This window comes from Brevundimonas diminuta ATCC 11568, from assembly GCF_000204035.1.
Lineage (GTDB): Bacteria > Pseudomonadota > Alphaproteobacteria > Caulobacterales > Caulobacteraceae > Brevundimonas > Brevundimonas diminuta.
Window position 1 is genome coordinate 1,556,853 of sequence record NZ_GL883086.1, and the last position, 15,670, is coordinate 1,572,522.

Sequence of the window (15,670 nt, forward strand, 5' to 3'; positions counted from 1 at the left end):
GCTCAAACTCAGAAGACCGCCGGTCAGGACGGCGGGGGCGAAGGGTTTCATTAGTCTTCCCTCTCAAGAGGCTTGGATATCCGCAGACGCAACGCACGGCCAAGCTGAACGGTTGCGGGCTTCATTCAACCTCATCGGGCGTCGACTGGCTTTCTTTCCGGCGTCGCCCGAATCGACGCGGTTCGCCCTTGGCCTTGGCCGTGATCTCTTTCAGCTTGCGGCCCTGCATGGCCGACAGCGCCTGCCCCGGCGCGCCCTTTTCCGGGTCGGCGAAGGCGCGGCCATGGGTCTGGATTCGCTCGCCCACCGAATCGAGGAACTCCCCCTCCCATTCGGACAGGGAAACGCCCGCCTTCTCTGCCGAGCGGCGGGCGCGTTTCAGGGCATTGAGCGCGGATCGTTTCGCCGCCTCCTTCTGCTGCTCCCAGGGGCTCAGAGAAGGTTTGGTTTTAAGGGCGCCGCCGCCCTTCAGGCTGCTGGAGCGTGAAGGGCCGTCGCCGGAGGGCTTGAAGGGCGTGCGCTTCAGGCCCGCCTCCCTCAGATCTCGCCGAGAGCCGAGAGGTAGAGGTCCAGAATCGCTTCTTCTTCCTGACGCTTGGCCTTGTCCTGCTTGCGCAGGCGCAGAACCTTGCGCAGCACCTTGACGTCATAGCCTTCGCCCTTGGCCTCGGCGAAGACCTCCTTCATGTCGACCATGACGGCCTGCTTGTCCTCTTCGAGGCGCTCCAGGCGTTCGATGATCGAGCGAAGACGGCCCTGGGCCGTGGCGGTCAGGACGTCGGGGCTGGCGTCGAAGGAAGCGTCGTCCATGACTGAACTCCAGAACTCAAATCAAGCTGCGCCCTCAAGCAGGCCAAAAGCCGTTAGGGCAAGAAAAAGCACGTCCTCAAGCAGGCCGAGGGCCATTGGGACGACTTGGAAAAGAATCACTAGTCAGACGCGAGCCTGCGCTCAACGCCGGACGCGAAAAAGCCGCGGACAACGCCCGCGGCCCTGTGGATAGTCATCCCATCCACCGACGGTCGGCGCGCGCCTCGCCCGCGAAAGGCGGGGCGCGCCGATCACGCCTGATCAGCCTTGCTTGGCTTTGAAGCGCGGGTCGGTCTTGTTGATGACGTACAGAACGCCCTTGCGGCGAACGATCTTGCAGTCGCGGTGGCGACCCTTCAGCGACTTCAGCGAGCTACGGACCTTCATGGTCGGACGTCCCGGTTGGAGGCCCGTGAGGGCGAGTAAAACAAAAGAGCCGCGGGCGAACCTGCGGCGGAGGCGGTCGTATAGAGAGGCCTTCGCCTTTCGTCAACATTCCGCGCGGGGAATCCGCTGGAGGCCTGGCCCCCGAGTCGAACGGAGGATCTCCGGACTTGCACGTCCGGCGCGTCGCCCCTCCGCCACCAGGCCGTGCTCAGGGAACGCTGCAATGTAAATTCGGCTGATTAACCGCCTGCTTGCAAGAATGGTTAACGGCGCTTTCACCCTTATCACGGAAACTCATCGGACCTTCGCGCGCTTGTGATTGGTCGTGGAATTCGGGGGCGTTAGCCTGTGACTATGCGTATCGCTTATCGTCTTCTGTTGTTGGGTTCGGTCGCCGCCTGCACCCCCATGGTTCCCACGCCGCCGCAGCCACAGCCTGCGCCGCCGCCCGTGGTCGAGCCTGCGCCCGCCACGCCAGCCCCCACGCCCCCGCCCGCCCAGACGGATCTCAGCGAGGCCTACGACCACGCCAGCTTCGACGCCTGGAAGCAGAGCTTCCTGGAGCGCCACGGCGGCGCCCGCAAATGGGAGTACGCCCGCGAGCTGGAGAGCGTGACGCCGAACCCCAGCATCATCCGCCTGGACCGCAACCAGCCCGAATTCTCTCGCCCCGCCGGGGTCTACATCCAGAACGCCACCACTCCGGCGCGAATCGCCATGGCGCGCCAGCGCGTCGATCGCGTGCCGTGGGACGTGACCCAGAAGTACGGCGTGCCGACCGAAATCCTGCTGGGCGTCTGGGCGCAGGAAAGCGCCTTCGGCCAGGTTCAGGGCGATTTCGACGTCATCCGCTCGCTGGCGACCCTGGCCTATGACGGCCGCCGCCGCGCCTGGGCCGAGGATCAGCTGAAACACGCCCTCGACATCGTGGTGACGGGCAAGCGCGACCGCGCGGGGCTGAAAGGCAGCTGGGCCGGGGCCATGGGCCAGACCCAGTTCATGCCGGACAACTATCTGCGGCTGGGCGTCGATCAGAACGGCGACGGCAAGGTCGACATCTGGGGCTCGGACGCCGACGCCCTGGCCTCGGCGGCGAATCTGCTGGCCCAGGCGGGCTGGAAGCGCGGCCAGGGCTGGGCCTATGAAGTCACCCTGCCCTCCAACTTTGACTACAGCCAGGCCGAGGGGCCGAAACATCCCTGGTCTTACTGGACCGCGCGCGGCGTGCGTCTGGCCGACGGCTCCTCGCCCAACAGCGCCGAGGCGGCCGAGGGCGCGGCCATCCTGCTGCCGCAGGGCGCCAAGGGCCCGGCCTTCCTGGCCCTGCCCAACCACTACGTCATCCGCCGCTACAACAACTCGGTCAGCTACGCCCTGGCCATCGGCATGATCGCTGACGGGGTGGCGGGCAAGCCTGCGCTGAAGGCCTCCTGGCCCAACGACGGCCCCCTGACGCGGGATCAGAGAATCGGCGCCCAGCAGGCCCTGACCCGCATGGGCTTCGACACGCAAGGGGTCGACGGCGTCATCGGCTCCAACACCCGCGCCGCCCTGCGCCGCTGGCAACAGGCCAACGGACGGACGGCGGACGGCTATCTGACCGACGTGCTGGCGGATGAACTCATCCGCCGGGCGCGATAGCGTCCATCTCCCCTTGTAGGAGAAGGTGGCCCGTCAGGGCCGGATGAGGGGTCTCTCCGAAACCGGATGCAAGGATTGCGAGGCTAACGTCCCGCAACCCCTCATCCGTCAGGCTTCGCCTGCCACCTTCTCCCACAAGGGGAGAAGGAAGCCTCAGCCCTTCATCCGCCAGGTCGCGCCTTGCGGGCCGTCCATGACAACGACGTTCAGTTCGTTCAGCCGGTCGCGGATGCGGTCGGCCTCGGCCCAGTTCTTGGCCGTGCGAGCGGCGGCGCGTTGCTCCAGCAGGCCCTCGACCTCGGCCTTCAGCCCCTCGTCGACGCCCGAGAACCACTCCGCCGGATCGGCCTGAAGCACGCCCAGGATCGAAGCCGCCGCGATCAGCCGCCCCTTGGCCTCGGCCACCGCGCCTTCGTCGCCCGCCGTCATGCCGCGTTCGATGTCGCTGGACAGGGCGAACAGGGCCGCCATGGCGCCCGGCGTGTTCAGGTCGTCCTCGATGGACTTCATGAACTCGACCGGCGGCTCGACCTCCGCCGCCTCGACCCCGGCCGCGCGGTGCAGGGCGCCGTAGAGGCGATCCAGGTTCTTGCGGCTCTGCTCCAGCAAGGTCTGGTTCCAGTCCAGCGGCTGACGATAGTGGGCGCTCAGCAGGGCCCAGCGCACCACCTCGCCCGGCATGGCCTGCACCAGATCGTGCAGCAGCAGGACGTTGCCGATCGACTTGGACATCTTCTCGGCGTCCACGGTCAGGAAGCCGTTGTGCATCCAGTAGCGGGCGTATTCGTCGTGCGCCTCCTCGCCGTGGGCGTGGCCGTGGGCGCAGACCCCTTGCGCGATCTCATTCTCGTGGTGCGGGAAGACCAGGTCGATGCCGCCGCCGTGGATGTCGATGGGCAGGCCCAGCGTCTCCTCGATCATGGCCGAGCATTCGATGTGCCAGCCCGGACGCCCCTCGCCCCACGGCGAGGGCCAGGACGGCTCGTCCGCCTTGGACGGCTTCCACAGCACGAAGTCGTGCGGGTTCTTCTTGTAGGGCGCGACCTCGACGCGGGCGCCGGCGATCATGTCGTCCAGATTGCGCCCCGACAGCGCGCCGTAAGACGGATAGGACGACACGTCGAACAGCACATGGCCCTCGGCGGCATAGGCGCAGCCGGCGTCGATGATGGCCTGGATCTGCCTGGTGATCGCCTCGATGTAGTCGGTGACGTGCGGGGCGATGTCGGGCGGCGAGACGTTCAGCAGGCCCATGTCGGCCAGATAGGCGGCCTCATAGCGCGCCGTGATCTCGCCGATGGCGACGCCTTCCTTGGCGGCCTTGGCGTTGATCTTGTCATCCACGTCAGTGACGTTGCGGGCGTAGACCACCTTGTCCGCGCCATAGGTGCGGCGCAGCAGGCGCACCAGCACGTCGAACACCACCGGCGGGCGGGCGTTGCCGATATGGGCGTAGTCATAGACCGTCGGGCCGCAGACATAGAGGCTCACCCGGTTCGGATCGCGCGGCTCGAACAGGCGCTTTTCACGGCGCAGGGTGTCGTGGATGTGCAGGGCCATGGGTCAGGTCTTTTGCGAGTTTTCTTGCGGGACTGAGGAGGTGTCCCATATAGCGGCCTGATAGACAGTCAGGGCCGCGCGCCCAAGTCCATATATATTTGTATTCTGAACAGGCGCTCTCGCCGCCGCCGGATCGTTTCATGAGCAGCACCCCCGCCAAGCCCGTCCTCGTCGCCAATGAGGCGCCGCAGCGTCCCAGCCGCGAACAGGCTCTGGAGGCCGTGCGCACCCTGATCGCCTGGGCCGGCGACAACCCCGACCGTCCCGGCCTGCTGGACACGCCCAAGCGCGTGGTCGACGCCTATGGCGAATGGTTCGACGGCTATGACGCCGATGCGGGCAAGGAGCTGTCGCGCACCTTCGAGGACGTGACCGGCTATGACGACATGGTCATCCTGCGCGACATCGAGGTCGAGAGCCACTGCGAGCACCACCTGGCCCCCTTCCTGGGCAAGGCCTACGTCGCCTATCTGCCGGGCGAGAAGGTGGTCGGCATCTCCAAGCTGGCGCGCGTGGTCGAGATCTTCGCACGCCGTCTCCAGAACCAGGAGACCCTGACCAACGACATCATCGACGCCATCGAATCGCACCTGCAGCCCAGGGGCGTGGCCGTGCTGGTCGATGCGGCGCACCAGTGCATGACGACGCGCGGCGTGCATCACCGCCACGTCTCGACCATCACCACCCGCTTCACCGGCGCCTTCAAGAACGACCCGGCCCTGGCCGAGCGATTCCTCAAGCTGGCCCGAGGCTGAGAGTCAGAGACGGGAATCCGGGGCTGAATTGATCGCGGCCAGGGCGGCCCTGCGCCGAATTCGCAATCTTATTCCCCTGCGGCGTCATTTCCTCGCATTCGACGGCTTTACAAGCCTGCTTCAGGACGCCAAGAGACGAGCCAGACTTTCAGTGTGGTCCGCCGGAGGGTGCGGATCTTGATGGAGACGAGGGCGTAATGGGCGCGAAACTTTCCTCAGGCGGTGGCGGCGGCAAGCTGGCGCAACAGAACGCGGACATCAACGTCACGCCGTTCGTTGACATCATGCTCGTGCTGCTGATCATCTTCATGGTCGCGGCGCCGATGGCTACCGTGTCGATCAAGCTGGACCTGCCGCCCGCGACGCCGCCGGCGCCGGACGCCGAGAAGCCGAAAGAGCCGGTCTACATCACCATTCAGGAAAACGGCTCGCTCTACATCGCCGAGACGGAAACCACGATCGCCAAGCTGACGGCTGACGTGTGCGCCGCCCAGGCCGTGGCCACCGACTGCCGTGAAGAACGCGTCTTCGTCCGCGCTCAGCCGGAAGTGAAGTACAACCAGTTCATGGAAGTCATGAACAAGCTTCAGGAAAACGGCTTCTACAAGGTCGGCCTCCTGAACGAAGACATCACCTGAGACGGTCGGTAATCGACAGTCTGGAAAAGGGTCGCCTCGGCGACCCTTTTTCTTTGCCCGTCAGCCATCGACCGCTTGCGCCCTCCCCCTGTTCCAGCCTCAATGCGCGCCTCGAATGAGGGGGAGTAAATCATCATGCGTCGCCGTACCTTCCTGTCCGCCCTGCCCGCCGGAGCCCTGATGGCGGGGGCCGCCAGCGCCCAGCAGGCGCCGAACGCCGCCACGCCTTCCGCCAATCCGGCCTCTGTCCAGCCCGCCCCTGCGCCAGACCCCTACGCCGGCGTCGGCATCGGCGACCGCATCACCGGGCCGCGCTTCGTCGGCCGCTCGACCGTCTGGGGCGCGAACGGCGCCGCGGCCACGGCCCATCCGGCCGCCACCCTGATCGGCCTGGACACCCTGCGACGCGGCGGCTCGGCCATCGACGCCGCCATCGCCATCAACGCCGCCCTGGGCTTCCTGGAGCCGACCGCCAACGGCATCGGCGGCGACGCCTTCTGCCTGATGTGGGATCCGGCGCAGAAGAAGGTCGTCGGCTTCAACGGCTCAGGCGCCAGCCCGCGCGGCCTGTCGCTGGCGACCGCGCGATCCAAGGCCGGGCCGGACGGCTACCTGCCCCGCTACGGCGCCGTCACGGTCAATGTCCCCGGCACGGTCGACGCCTGGTGGAGCGCGCACCAGCGCTACGGCAAGCTGCCGTGGAAGGACGTCCTGCTGCCCGTCGCCGAACTGTGCGAACAGGGCGTGCCGGTGCCGCAAGTCGTGGCCTACTATCTCGAACGCGGCATGGCCAACTTCGACAAGAGCGCCGCGACGATCGAAGAGAACGACAACCGCAAGAAGGTCTGGCTGACCGGCGGCCGCACGCCGAAAACGGGGGAAATCTTCGCCAACCCGGACCTCGGCCGCACCTACCGCATGATCGCCGAGGGCGGCCGCGACGCCTTCTATGACGGGGTGATCGCCGACCACATCGAGCGCTATTTCAAGCGTATCGGCGGCTGGATGACCCGCGCCGACCTGGCCGCCCACCGCACCGAATGGGTCGAGCCGCTGATGACCACCTATCGCGGGGTCGAGGTCTATTCCCTGGGGCCGAACACCCAAGGGCTGTCGACCAACCAGATCCTGAACATCTGCGAACAGTTCGACCTGAAGGCCATGGGCTTCCAGTCGGCCGCCTCGATCCACGTCCAGGCCGAGGCCAAGCGGCTGGCCTTCGAGGACCGCGCCCGCTACTTCGCCGACGAGCGCTTCGCCAAGGCCCCGACCGCCTGGCTGAACTCCAAGGCCTACGCCGCCGAACGGGCGAAACTGATCCGCCCCGACCGCGTCATGGACCGCGTCTTCCCCGGCGATGCGCCGACGCAGGGCGACACCACCTACTTCAGCGTCGCCGACAGCGACGGCATGATGGTCAGCTGGATCCAGTCCAACTATCGCGGCATGGGCGGCGGCCTGACGCCCGACGGCCCGGACGGCCGGACGCTGGGCTTCATGTTCCAGAATCGCGGCGAGCTGTTCGCCCTGAGCGACGGCCACGCCAACGTCTATGCGCCGGGCAAGCGCCCCTTCCACACCATCATCCCCGGCTTCGCCTGCAAGGACGGAGAGCCGTGGATGGCCTATGGCGTCATGGGCGGCGGCATGCAGCCGCAGGGACAGGCCCAGATCATCATCAACATGGTCGACTACGGCCTCGACCCGCAGGAAGCCGGCGACAGCCCGCGCTGGCAGCACTACGGCTCGTCCGAGCCGACCGGCCAACCGGCCGAGGGCGTGGGCAAGCTGCATCTTGAATCCGGCGTGCCCGAAGCGACCAAGCAGCAACTGTCCGCCATGGGCTGGGATCTGGGCCCGCCCGACGGCGGCTTCGGCGGCTATCAGAACGTGATGAAGCAGATCAACGAACAGGGCCGCTGGACCTACGGCGCGGCGACCGAGATGCGCAAGGACGGCAACGCCCTGGCCTATTGATCCGGCCCAGTCAGGAGACGCCCATGATCGCCGCCCTCATCGCCGCCGGTCTGCTATCGGCTTTTGACTGGTCCGACGGTTGTCGTCCCGTCGCAGGGTCCGAGGCCCTGTGGCGCGACGACGTCCGCTATGTCTTCGTCGGCGAGACGCACGGCACGGTCGAGGCCCCCGCCGCCTTCGCCGACCTAGTCTGCGCGGCGCTGGAACAGGGGCCGGTCGTCGTCTCTCTGGAGTATCCGGTCGAGTTTCAACCGACGCTGGACGCCTTCATGGAGGCCGACACCGAAGCCGAGGCGCGTGCGGCGCTCGCCGCCTATGCGCACGGCCCCTTCGTCCATCATGACGGACGCGGCAGCGAGGCCATGCTGGACTTACTGCTGAGATTGCGCGCCATGCTGCGGGAGGCCGCCGATATGACCGTGGTCGCCTCAGTCCCGAACAGCCCGCGTGTCGAAGGTTTCCGTCAATCCTATGCGGAAATGGATCGGGCGGTTCTATGGAGCCGTCAGGCCATGGCCCAGCCTCACTCTCGCCTTCTGGCGCTGGTCGGGCGGGTCCATGCCGAGAAGATTCGCCGCGTGGGTTCGCCGGTGGGCCTGCCCGCCGCCGCCCATATCCGGCCTGAGGAAACCTTGTCTCTCAGCGTCGCCCAGCAAGGCGGCGAGGCCTGGATGTGTCGTGACGACTGCGGCGCCGCACCCGCTCCCGAGGTCGACGATTCCGAAACGCGCGGCGTCATTCTCGCATCGCAACAGGATGGCAAGTTTGACGGCCTGCTGGCGCTGGGCCCGACCACGGCGTCCGCCCCCGCAAAGCCTTGACCTGACGCCACGTCAATCGGCTAGAGTTCGTTTCCAAACAGGACGGACCTATGACCGATCTCGTCACGCGCGACTTCATCGCCCCGGCCGCCGACGGTTATCCGCTGTCGATGCGGCTGGTGTCGGCCGCAGAGCCGCGCCTCGCCGTGCTGGTGTCATCCGGCACGGGCTTTCCCAAGGGCTTTTACGAGCGGTTCGCTCGCTATCTGGCCGAGCGGGGCGCGGCGGTGCTGACCTATGATTTCCGGGGCATCGCCGGGTCGCGGCCGGATGATCTGAAGGGCTCGACCATCGACTATCCCGACTGGGGACGGTTGGACATACCCGCCGCCCTGGACGCCCTGATCGAGGCGGCGCCGGACCTGCGCGTCGTCCATGTCGGCCACAGCGTCGGCGGCCATTTCCTCGGCTTCATGCCCAATCACGACCGGATCGAGCGGCACGCCTTCGTCTCGGTCGGGACCGGCTGGTGGGGCGGGCACCATCGCAGCTACAATCCAATGGAGCTGTTCTTCTGGCTGGGCTTCGGCCCGTTCAGCCTGATGCGGCACGGTTATATCAAGGGCGGCGGCCTGTGGGCCGGGACCGATCTGCCGCGCGGCGTCTTCACCACCTGGCGGCGCTGGGGCATGAAGCGCGCGTATTTCTCCAAGGAGCTGGAGACCAGCCTGCGGCCGCATCATTATGAGGCCGTGACCGCGCCGATCCGGTCGTGGATCTTCACCGACGATCCCATCGCCACGCCCAGCACCGCGCGCGATCTGTTGAGCGTCTATCCCAAAGCCCGCTCGGACATGAGCGTCCATGCGCCCGGCGACTTCGGCGCGCGGCGGATCGGCCACGAAGGCGCCTTCCGCAAGGGGATGGAGCCGTTGTGGGACCAGATTTTCCACTGGCTGGACAATGGCGACGCCTGAGCGGGCGCCTATATCCCAGGCTCATCTTCCCACCGGAGCCTCCCCCATGCCCTATTCCGATCAGCCGACCGTGACCGCCTCGGGCGTGGAGATTCCCCTGCTCGGTTTCGGCACCTGGCAGCTGGAGGCCGACGACGCCCGCCGCATGGTGCGTGAAGCCCTGCGCATCGGCTATCGCCACATCGACACCGCCTGGATCTACAAGAACGAGAAGGCGGTCGGCGACGGCGTCGCCGACGCCGTGGCCGAAGGGATCGTCACGCGCGACGACATCTTCGTCACCACCAAGATCTGGGTCGAGCATTTCCAGCACGACGCCCTGCTGCGTCAGGCCGAAGAGTCCGCCCTCAGCCTGGGCCTGACGCCGGACCTGCTGCTGCTGCACTGGCCCAAGCCGACGCCCGCGCTGACGGAAACCATCGACGCCCTGAACGAGGCGAAGGAAAAAGGCTTCACCAGGAACATCGGCCTGTCCAACTTCCCCTCGGCCCTGTTCCGCGAGGCCGCCGCCCTGTCGAGCGCGCCGCTGATCACCAATCAGGTCGAATACCACCCCTATCTGTCGCAGAAGACGCTGATCGAGACGGCGCGCGATCTAGGGTCGTCCATCACCGCCTGGTCGCCGCTGGCCCAGGGCAAGATCGCCGACGACGCCGTGATCGGCGAAATCGCCAGGGCGCACGGCAAGACCAACGGCCAGATCACCCTGCGCTGGATCATCCAGCAGGGCGTCATCGCCATTCCGCGCACCGCCAAGGAAAGCCGCGCGGCCGAGAACTTCGGCATCTTCGACTTTGAGCTGTCGACCGACGAAATGGCGAGGATCAGCGCCCTGGCCCGCCCCGACGGCCGCATCGGCGACTGGCTGGACGAGGCCTTCCAATGGGATCAGGATGCCTGATCCGACACGGTTCTGGAGCGCATGCGCCGAGGAGGACGTCATGGGTTCGGTTCTGGGCTTTCCGGGGATTGATCCGATGGACGCCGTCGTCGGCGCGCGCATCCGCCGCTGGCGCGACCGGCGCGGCGTGGCCTTCGACGACCTGGCCGCCGCCATCGACCTGACGCCCGAGGCCCTGCGCCGGGTCGAGGCGGGCCGCGAGCATCTGGATTCCGCCCAGTTGGACGCCGCCACCCGCGCCCTGCGCCTGCCGGTGTGGGCGCTGGTGTCCGACGCCCCGGCCTATTGATCGCCGACGCGTGACAGACGGCGCATGTCCGCCTAAGCGTCAGCGCATGGCCTACAAGTCCCTGCGCGATTTTCTTGCGACCCTCGAAGCCCACGGCGAACTGGTCCGCGTGTCCGAACCCGTCTCCACCCATCTGGAGATGACCGAGATCCAGACCCGCCTTCTTCGCAACGGCGGTCCGGCCGTCCTGTTCGAAAAGCCGGTCATGCCCGACGGCACGATCAGCCCCATTCCCTGCCTGGCCAATCTGTTCGGCACGGTGAAGCGGGTCGCCATGGGCGTGACGCTGGAGGGCAAACAACGCACCACGGCGGGCGAACTGCGCGAGGTCGGCGAACTGCTGGCCTTCCTGCGCAATCCGACGCCGCCGCGCGGGCTGGGCGACGCCATGGAGATGCTTCCGCTGGCCCAGACCGTCATGTCCATGCGGCCCAAGACAGTGAAGAAGGCCCCGGTGCAGGAGGTGGTGCTGAAGGTCGATCAGATCGACCTGACCGCCCTGCCGATCCAGGGCTGCTGGCCGGGCGAGCCCGCGCCGCTGATCACCTGGGGCCTGGTCGTGACCAAGGGGCCGTCGGACGACCGCGAGGACGACTTCAACCTGGGCATCTATCGGATGCAGGTGCTGGGCAAGGACAAGGCCATCATGCGCTGGCTGGCCCATCGCGGCGGCGCCCAGCACTACGCCCGGCACAAGAAGGCGGGCAAGCGCGAGCCCCTGCCCTGCGCCGTCGTGCTCGGCGCCGATCCGGGAACCATCCTCGCCGCCGTGACCCCGGTGCCGGAAACCCTGTCGGAATATCAGTTCGCCGGCCTGATGCGCGGCTCCAAGGCCGAACTGGTCCCATGCAAGACCGTGCCGCTGATGGTGCCGGCCCAGGCCGAGATCGTGCTGGAAGGCCACGTCCTGCTGGACGAGTTCGAGGACGAAGGCCCCTACGGCGACCACACCGGCTACTACAACTCGGTCGAGAAGTTCCCGGTCTTCCAGGTGACAGCCATCACCATGCGCAAAGACCCCATCTATCTGACCACCTTCACCGGCCGCCCGCCGGACGAGCCGTCCGTGCTGGGCGAGGCGCTGAACGAGGTCTTCATCCCCCTGATCCGCCAGCAGTTCCCCGAGATCACCGACTTCTGGCTGCCGCCCGAGGGGTGCAGCTACCGCATCGCCGTGGTGTCGATGAAGAAGGCCTATCCGGGCCACGCCAAGCGGGTGATGATGGGCTGCTGGAGCTATCTGCGGCAGTTCATGTACACCAAGTGGATCATCGTCGTGGACGACGACATCAACGCCCGCGACTGGAAGGACGTCATGTGGGCCGTCTCGACCAAGATGGACCCGGCGCGCGACATCACCGTCATCGAGAACACCCCGATCGACTATCTGGACTTCGCCAGCCCCGACAGCGGCCTGGGCTCCAAGATCGGTCTGGACGCCACCGACAAGTGGGAGCCCGAGACCAAGCGCGAATGGGGCGAGGAGATCCGCATGGACGAGGCCGTGGTCGAGCGGGTCAATGACATCTGGGACAGCCTCGGCCTGCCCGGCGACGGTGCGCCGATCTGGAAGCGCAGAACCGGTCTTTAGGAACCGATTGCAAAAACTCGTCTCGCCAGAGAACCCAAATGGCTGATCGGCGTTCAGTTTCCCGACCGAAGGAACGGCGACGCTCGGGGCGCGCTGATCGGCTTAGGGGAATCCATATGATTTCACGCACCAGCGCCGGCGTCGCCACGCTCGCACTCGCCGCCGCGCTCAGCCTTTCGGCGTGCGGCGACAGCAAGGGCAACGCCGAGAATCCGGCGCCCAAATCGGTCGCCCAGGCGGCGGGCAACGAGGCCACGCAAGAGAAGATGAGCCTCTACATCGACGCCTTCAACGCGCTGATCGACGACCCCTGGGGCGTGACCAAATACTACGGCGAGTATCAGAAGCTGGATATTCCCAACGCCTCGGCTTCGGCGACCCTGCACTTCCCCGAGAACATCTCCCATTTGGAACGGGCGATCGAGAAGCTCAAGCAGGGCCGCGCCCTGAACGGCGGCAATCAGGGCAAGAAGGCGGATGAGACGGTCGACAAGCTGATCCCGCAACTGGAGGCGCTTCTCGCCCAGTGGCGCACGTTGGACCCCTACTTCGAGTCCCGCGCCTATCGCGAAGACAATCTGGCCAAGGCCAAGGGCGCGCACCCCGCACTGATGCAGGCCTATCAGGGCAGCGTCAGCGGGATCGAGGCGCTCGACGCCGCCCTTTCCGAATATCAACGCGCCAGCAACGCCGCGAAGATGGAAGCCATGCGCAAGGCCGGCCACGCCGCCGAGGCCAGCGTCCTGGACGCCATGCAGAAGGCCGACTTCTTCACCAATGCGGTGATGGAGGACAACAAGGCCGAAGCCGACCGCCTCTTGCCCGATCTGGAGGCCTCCGTCGCCAAGCTGCGCGAGGAACAGGCCAAGATGCCCTCGGACAGCCGCAACCGGTCCACCCTGAACAGCATCGCCGACAACCTCAGTGGCATGATCGGCGAGTATCGCGACTTCAAGCAGACCGGGGCCGACGGCTACCGCGAGCAGGTCGTGGACAGCTACAACAGCGCGATCGGCAACATGAACCGCGTGGAACTGCCCGCTTAACGACCCTGCGTCCGGCCGTCACGCGCGGCCGGACGCGCTTCTCGCGAACTGCGCCGGGGTTGCCAGACGGCTGTGATCGGATCACGAAGGGCCTATGCGCCTAGACCGTTTCGTCACAGCGGCCGTCGCCGCCCTAGTTTGTCTCGCGAGCCCCGCCATGTCCCAGACCCCGTCCGCTTCCGTTCCCAACGAAGCCCCGTGGGACCAGGCCTTCCTGCCGCCCGCTCCCGCCTGGGACGGCCCCAGCCGCGCCCTGCTGCGAGGCGCCGCCGATCCCTGGGTCACGGCGTTCGAGGCCGATGCGGCGCATGACTTCTCACCCAACTACGCCGACACCCGCGCCTGGTTCGACAAACTGGACGCCGCCAGCGACCTGATCCGCATCGAACAGTTCGGAACCTCGCCGGAAGGCCGCCCGATCTACGCCGTGATCGCCTCCAAGGATGGCGCGGCCTTCGATCCGTCCAAGCCCGTCCTGCTGGCCCAGGCCGGCATCCACCCGGGCGAGATCGACGGCAAGGACGCGGGCATGATGCTGCTGCGCGACATCGCCTTTTACGGAAAAGACGGCCTGCTGGACCGGGCCAACCTGATCCTGATCCCGATCCTCAGCGTCGACGGGCACGAGCGCGCGGGCGCCTATTCCCGCCCCAACCAGCGCGGGCCGCGTATCCAGGGCTGGCGCCACACGGCGACCAACCAGAACCTGAACCGCGACTTCATGAAGCTGGATCAGGCCGAGATGCAGGCCGTCATGGGCCTGATCCACAAGTATCAGCCGGACCTCTACGTCGACATCCACGTCACCGACGGCATCGATTATCAATACGACGTCACCTTCGGCTACAACGGCGAGGACGGCGTCTGGAGCCGCAGCCCGGCCATCGCGAAGTGGCTGGACGCCGCCTTCAAGCCCGCCATGTATGCGGCGCTGGAGGCTCAAGGCCACATCCCCGGAGAACTGGTCTTCGCCATCGACGACCGCGACCCGAAGAAGGGGCTGAACGACGGCGGTCTGGGCGAGCGCTTCTCGAACGGCTGGGGCTCGGCGGCGCACGTCCCGACCATACTGATCGAGAACCACAGCCTGAAGCCGCATGAACAGCGGGTGCTCGGAACCTATGTCTTCCTCGAACAGGCGCTGAAGCTGCTGGCCGAAAAGTCCGGCGACCTGCGCGCCGCCATCGCCGCCGACCGCGCCCTGCGTCCCGCCGAACTGCCCGCCAATTTCGACAGCGACGACACGCCCTCGCACACCCGCCCCTTCAAGGGCATCCGCTATGAGACCTTCGACAGCATCGCCTCGGGCCGCCCCGAAATCCGCTGGCTGGGCCAGCCGGACGCCGAACTGTGGCCCATGCCCTTCTACGGCTCGCACCCGACGCTGACGCTGAAGCGGCCGACCGCCTATTGGGTGCCGTCCTATCGTCAGGACGTGATCGAGCGCCTGCGCGTCCACGGCGTGCAGATGGAGACGCTGGACGCCCCGCGCACCGTCGCCGTCGACATGCTGCGCCTTGTCGATCCCAAGGTGTCGGGCCGCACCAACGAAGGCCATGTGCCGATCTCGGTCAGCGAGGTCCGGCCCGAGGCCCACGACTGGACCTTCCCCATCGGCTCCGTCCGCGTGCCGACCGATCAGCCGATGGGCGACGTCGCCATCCTGCTGCTGGAGCCGCAGTCGAACGAGAGCTTCTTCGCCTGGGGAATGTTCCCCGAGGTGCTGAACCGCGTCGAATACATCGAGGCCTACGCCATCGCCCCGCTGGCCGAGAAGATGCTGGCCGCCGATCCGGCGCTGAAGGCCGAATTCGAGGCCGAGCTGGCCGCCGACCCCGCCTTCGCCGCCGACGGCGACGCGCGTCTGGCCTGGTTCTATGAGCGCACGCCCTTCTACGACCAGCGCTATCGCCTCTATCCCGTGGGGCGTGAGAATTGAGCTTGATCCCGACCATTCAGGCCGCCGCCCTGTGGGGCGGTCTGCTGATCCTGCTGCTGTTCGTCCTGTCGGGCGTGGTGGTGCGGCGCCGTCGTCAGCATCTGGTCGAGTTCGGCGACGGCGGGGTGCGCGAACTGGTCTGCGCCACCCGCGCCTTCTCCAATGCGGCCGAGTACATCCCGGCCGGGATGTGCGGCCTGATCCTGCTGGCCTTCCTCGGCGCCCCGGCCATGCTGATCCATGCGGTCGGCGGGATGCTGTTCGCCGGACGGGTGATCCACGCCCTGGGCCTGCTGTTCCAGGAAGGCCCGTCGCTGGGCCGTTCGGTCGGCATGATCCTGACCTGGCTGGCGCTGCTGGTCGCGGCCGTCAGCCTGATCGCCTGGTCGATCCTCTGA

Annotated in this window: 16 protein-coding genes and 1 tRNA gene; 12 read left to right on the forward strand and 5 right to left on the reverse strand. The window is 66.9% G+C overall.

Translation table 11 applies throughout. The features are described from left to right. Positions 1–121 precede the first annotated feature (121 nt). The 4 genes from BDIM_RS11375 to BDIM_RS17600 form a co-directional block, all read right to left on the reverse strand. A complete protein-coding gene (locus BDIM_RS11375; protein ID WP_040345878.1) occupies positions 122–436 on the reverse strand; it encodes a hypothetical protein in 315 nt (104 codons plus the stop codon). 101 nt (positions 437–537) lie between these two features. Further along, positions 538–810 carry a nucleoid-associated protein GapR gene (gene gapR / locus BDIM_RS11380; RefSeq protein ID WP_003165749.1) on the reverse strand — a complete coding sequence of 91 codons (273 nt, stop codon included), beginning with the start codon at positions 808–810 and terminating at the stop codon, positions 538–540. Between the two features lie 261 nt (positions 811–1,071). After that, on the reverse strand, positions 1,072–1,197 hold the full coding sequence (gene ykgO / locus BDIM_RS11385) for a type B 50S ribosomal protein L36 (RefSeq protein ID WP_003165750.1): 126 nt from the start codon (positions 1,195–1,197) through the stop codon (positions 1,072–1,074). A 127-nt stretch (positions 1,198–1,324) separates the two neighbouring features. Continuing rightward, positions 1,325–1,401: transfer RNA gene (locus BDIM_RS17600), tRNA-Ala, on the reverse strand. Between the two features lie 150 nt (positions 1,402–1,551). Between BDIM_RS17600 and BDIM_RS11390 the strand changes: the two genes are divergently transcribed. Then, a complete protein-coding gene (locus BDIM_RS11390; RefSeq protein WP_003165751.1) occupies positions 1,552–2,838 on the forward strand; it encodes a lytic murein transglycosylase in 1,287 nt (428 codons plus the stop codon). A gap of 153 nt (positions 2,839–2,991) precedes the next feature. On the opposite strand, the gene cysS is transcribed toward BDIM_RS11390, so the two are convergent. After that, positions 2,992–4,398, reverse strand: coding sequence for a cysteine--tRNA ligase (gene cysS, locus BDIM_RS11395; protein WP_003165752.1), 1,407 nt, complete (start codon positions 4,396–4,398; stop codon positions 2,992–2,994). 140 nt (positions 4,399–4,538) lie between these two features. On the opposite strand from cysS, the gene folE reads away from it, so the two are divergent. The 11 genes from folE (at position 4,539) to BDIM_RS11450 (ending at position 15,670) form a co-directional block, all read left to right on the forward strand. Then, positions 4,539–5,153: a GTP cyclohydrolase I FolE gene (folE, locus tag BDIM_RS11400; protein ID WP_003165753.1), complete on the forward strand. Its 615-nt coding sequence runs from the start codon at positions 4,539–4,541 to the stop codon at positions 5,151–5,153. Positions 5,154–5,350: 197 nt separating this feature from the next. Then, on the forward strand, positions 5,351–5,791 hold the full coding sequence (locus BDIM_RS11405) for a biopolymer transporter ExbD (protein WP_003165754.1): 441 nt from the start codon (positions 5,351–5,353) through the stop codon (positions 5,789–5,791). Positions 5,792–5,926: 135 nt separating this feature from the next. Then, positions 5,927–7,768 carry a gamma-glutamyltransferase family protein gene (locus BDIM_RS11410; protein ID WP_003165755.1) on the forward strand — a complete coding sequence of 614 codons (1,842 nt, stop codon included), beginning with the start codon at positions 5,927–5,929 and terminating at the stop codon, positions 7,766–7,768. 23 nt (positions 7,769–7,791) lie between these two features. After that, positions 7,792–8,589 carry a hypothetical protein gene (locus tag BDIM_RS11415; RefSeq protein WP_003165756.1) on the forward strand — a complete coding sequence of 266 codons (798 nt, stop codon included), beginning with the start codon at positions 7,792–7,794 and terminating at the stop codon, positions 8,587–8,589. A 50-nt stretch (positions 8,590–8,639) separates the two neighbouring features. Continuing rightward, positions 8,640–9,506 carry an alpha/beta hydrolase family protein gene (locus BDIM_RS11420; protein WP_003165757.1) on the forward strand — a complete coding sequence of 289 codons (867 nt, stop codon included), beginning with the start codon at positions 8,640–8,642 and terminating at the stop codon, positions 9,504–9,506. 46 nt (positions 9,507–9,552) lie between these two features. Continuing rightward, a complete protein-coding gene (locus tag BDIM_RS11425) occupies positions 9,553–10,407 on the forward strand; it encodes an aldo/keto reductase (protein WP_040345883.1) in 855 nt (284 codons plus the stop codon). 40 nt (positions 10,408–10,447) lie between these two features. Then, positions 10,448–10,696: a helix-turn-helix domain-containing protein gene (locus BDIM_RS11430; RefSeq protein ID WP_040345886.1), complete on the forward strand. Its 249-nt coding sequence runs from the start codon at positions 10,448–10,450 to the stop codon at positions 10,694–10,696. 46 nt (positions 10,697–10,742) lie between these two features. Next, a complete protein-coding gene (locus BDIM_RS11435) occupies positions 10,743–12,287 on the forward strand; it encodes a UbiD family decarboxylase (RefSeq protein WP_040345888.1) in 1,545 nt (514 codons plus the stop codon). 116 nt (positions 12,288–12,403) lie between these two features. Then, a complete protein-coding gene (locus tag BDIM_RS11440; RefSeq protein WP_003165761.1) occupies positions 12,404–13,333 on the forward strand; it encodes a DUF3829 domain-containing protein in 930 nt (309 codons plus the stop codon). 157 nt (positions 13,334–13,490) lie between these two features. Beyond that, on the forward strand, positions 13,491–15,272 hold the full coding sequence (locus BDIM_RS11445; RefSeq protein ID WP_003165762.1) for a M14 family metallopeptidase: 1,782 nt from the start codon (positions 13,491–13,493) through the stop codon (positions 15,270–15,272). 2 nt (positions 15,273–15,274) lie between these two features. Further along, on the forward strand, positions 15,275–15,670 hold the full coding sequence (locus BDIM_RS11450; protein ID WP_371125976.1) for an MAPEG family protein: 396 nt from the start codon (positions 15,275–15,277) through the stop codon (positions 15,668–15,670).

What these genes read in the sequence shown, in the direction of transcription:
- gapR (WP_003165749.1), bottom strand. Translation starts at nt 810, where the DNA reads ATGGACGACGCTTCCTTCGACGCCAGCCCCGACGTCCTGACCGCCACG.
- ykgO (WP_003165750.1), bottom strand. Translation starts at nt 1,197, where the DNA reads ATGAAGGTCCGTAGCTCGCTGAAGTCGCTGAAGGGTCGCCACCGCGAC.
- BDIM_RS11390 (WP_003165751.1), top strand. Translation starts at nt 1,552, where the DNA reads ATGCGTATCGCTTATCGTCTTCTGTTGTTGGGTTCGGTCGCCGCCTGC.
- cysS (WP_003165752.1), bottom strand. Translation starts at nt 4,398, where the DNA reads ATGGCCCTGCACATCCACGACACCCTGCGCCGTGAAAAGCGCCTGTTC.
- folE (WP_003165753.1), top strand. Translation starts at nt 4,539, where the DNA reads ATGAGCAGCACCCCCGCCAAGCCCGTCCTCGTCGCCAATGAGGCGCCG.
- BDIM_RS11405 (WP_003165754.1), top strand. Translation starts at nt 5,351, where the DNA reads ATGGGCGCGAAACTTTCCTCAGGCGGTGGCGGCGGCAAGCTGGCGCAA.
- BDIM_RS11410 (WP_003165755.1), top strand. Translation starts at nt 5,927, where the DNA reads ATGCGTCGCCGTACCTTCCTGTCCGCCCTGCCCGCCGGAGCCCTGATG.
- BDIM_RS11415 (WP_003165756.1), top strand. Translation starts at nt 7,792, where the DNA reads ATGATCGCCGCCCTCATCGCCGCCGGTCTGCTATCGGCTTTTGACTGG.
- BDIM_RS11420 (WP_003165757.1), top strand. Translation starts at nt 8,640, where the DNA reads ATGACCGATCTCGTCACGCGCGACTTCATCGCCCCGGCCGCCGACGGT.
- BDIM_RS11425 (WP_040345883.1), top strand. Translation starts at nt 9,553, where the DNA reads ATGCCCTATTCCGATCAGCCGACCGTGACCGCCTCGGGCGTGGAGATT.
- BDIM_RS11430 (WP_040345886.1), top strand. Translation starts at nt 10,448, where the DNA reads ATGGGTTCGGTTCTGGGCTTTCCGGGGATTGATCCGATGGACGCCGTC.
- BDIM_RS11435 (WP_040345888.1), top strand. Translation starts at nt 10,743, where the DNA reads ATGGCCTACAAGTCCCTGCGCGATTTTCTTGCGACCCTCGAAGCCCAC.
- BDIM_RS11440 (WP_003165761.1), top strand. Translation starts at nt 12,404, where the DNA reads ATGATTTCACGCACCAGCGCCGGCGTCGCCACGCTCGCACTCGCCGCC.
- BDIM_RS11445 (WP_003165762.1), top strand. Translation starts at nt 13,491, where the DNA reads ATGTCCCAGACCCCGTCCGCTTCCGTTCCCAACGAAGCCCCGTGGGAC.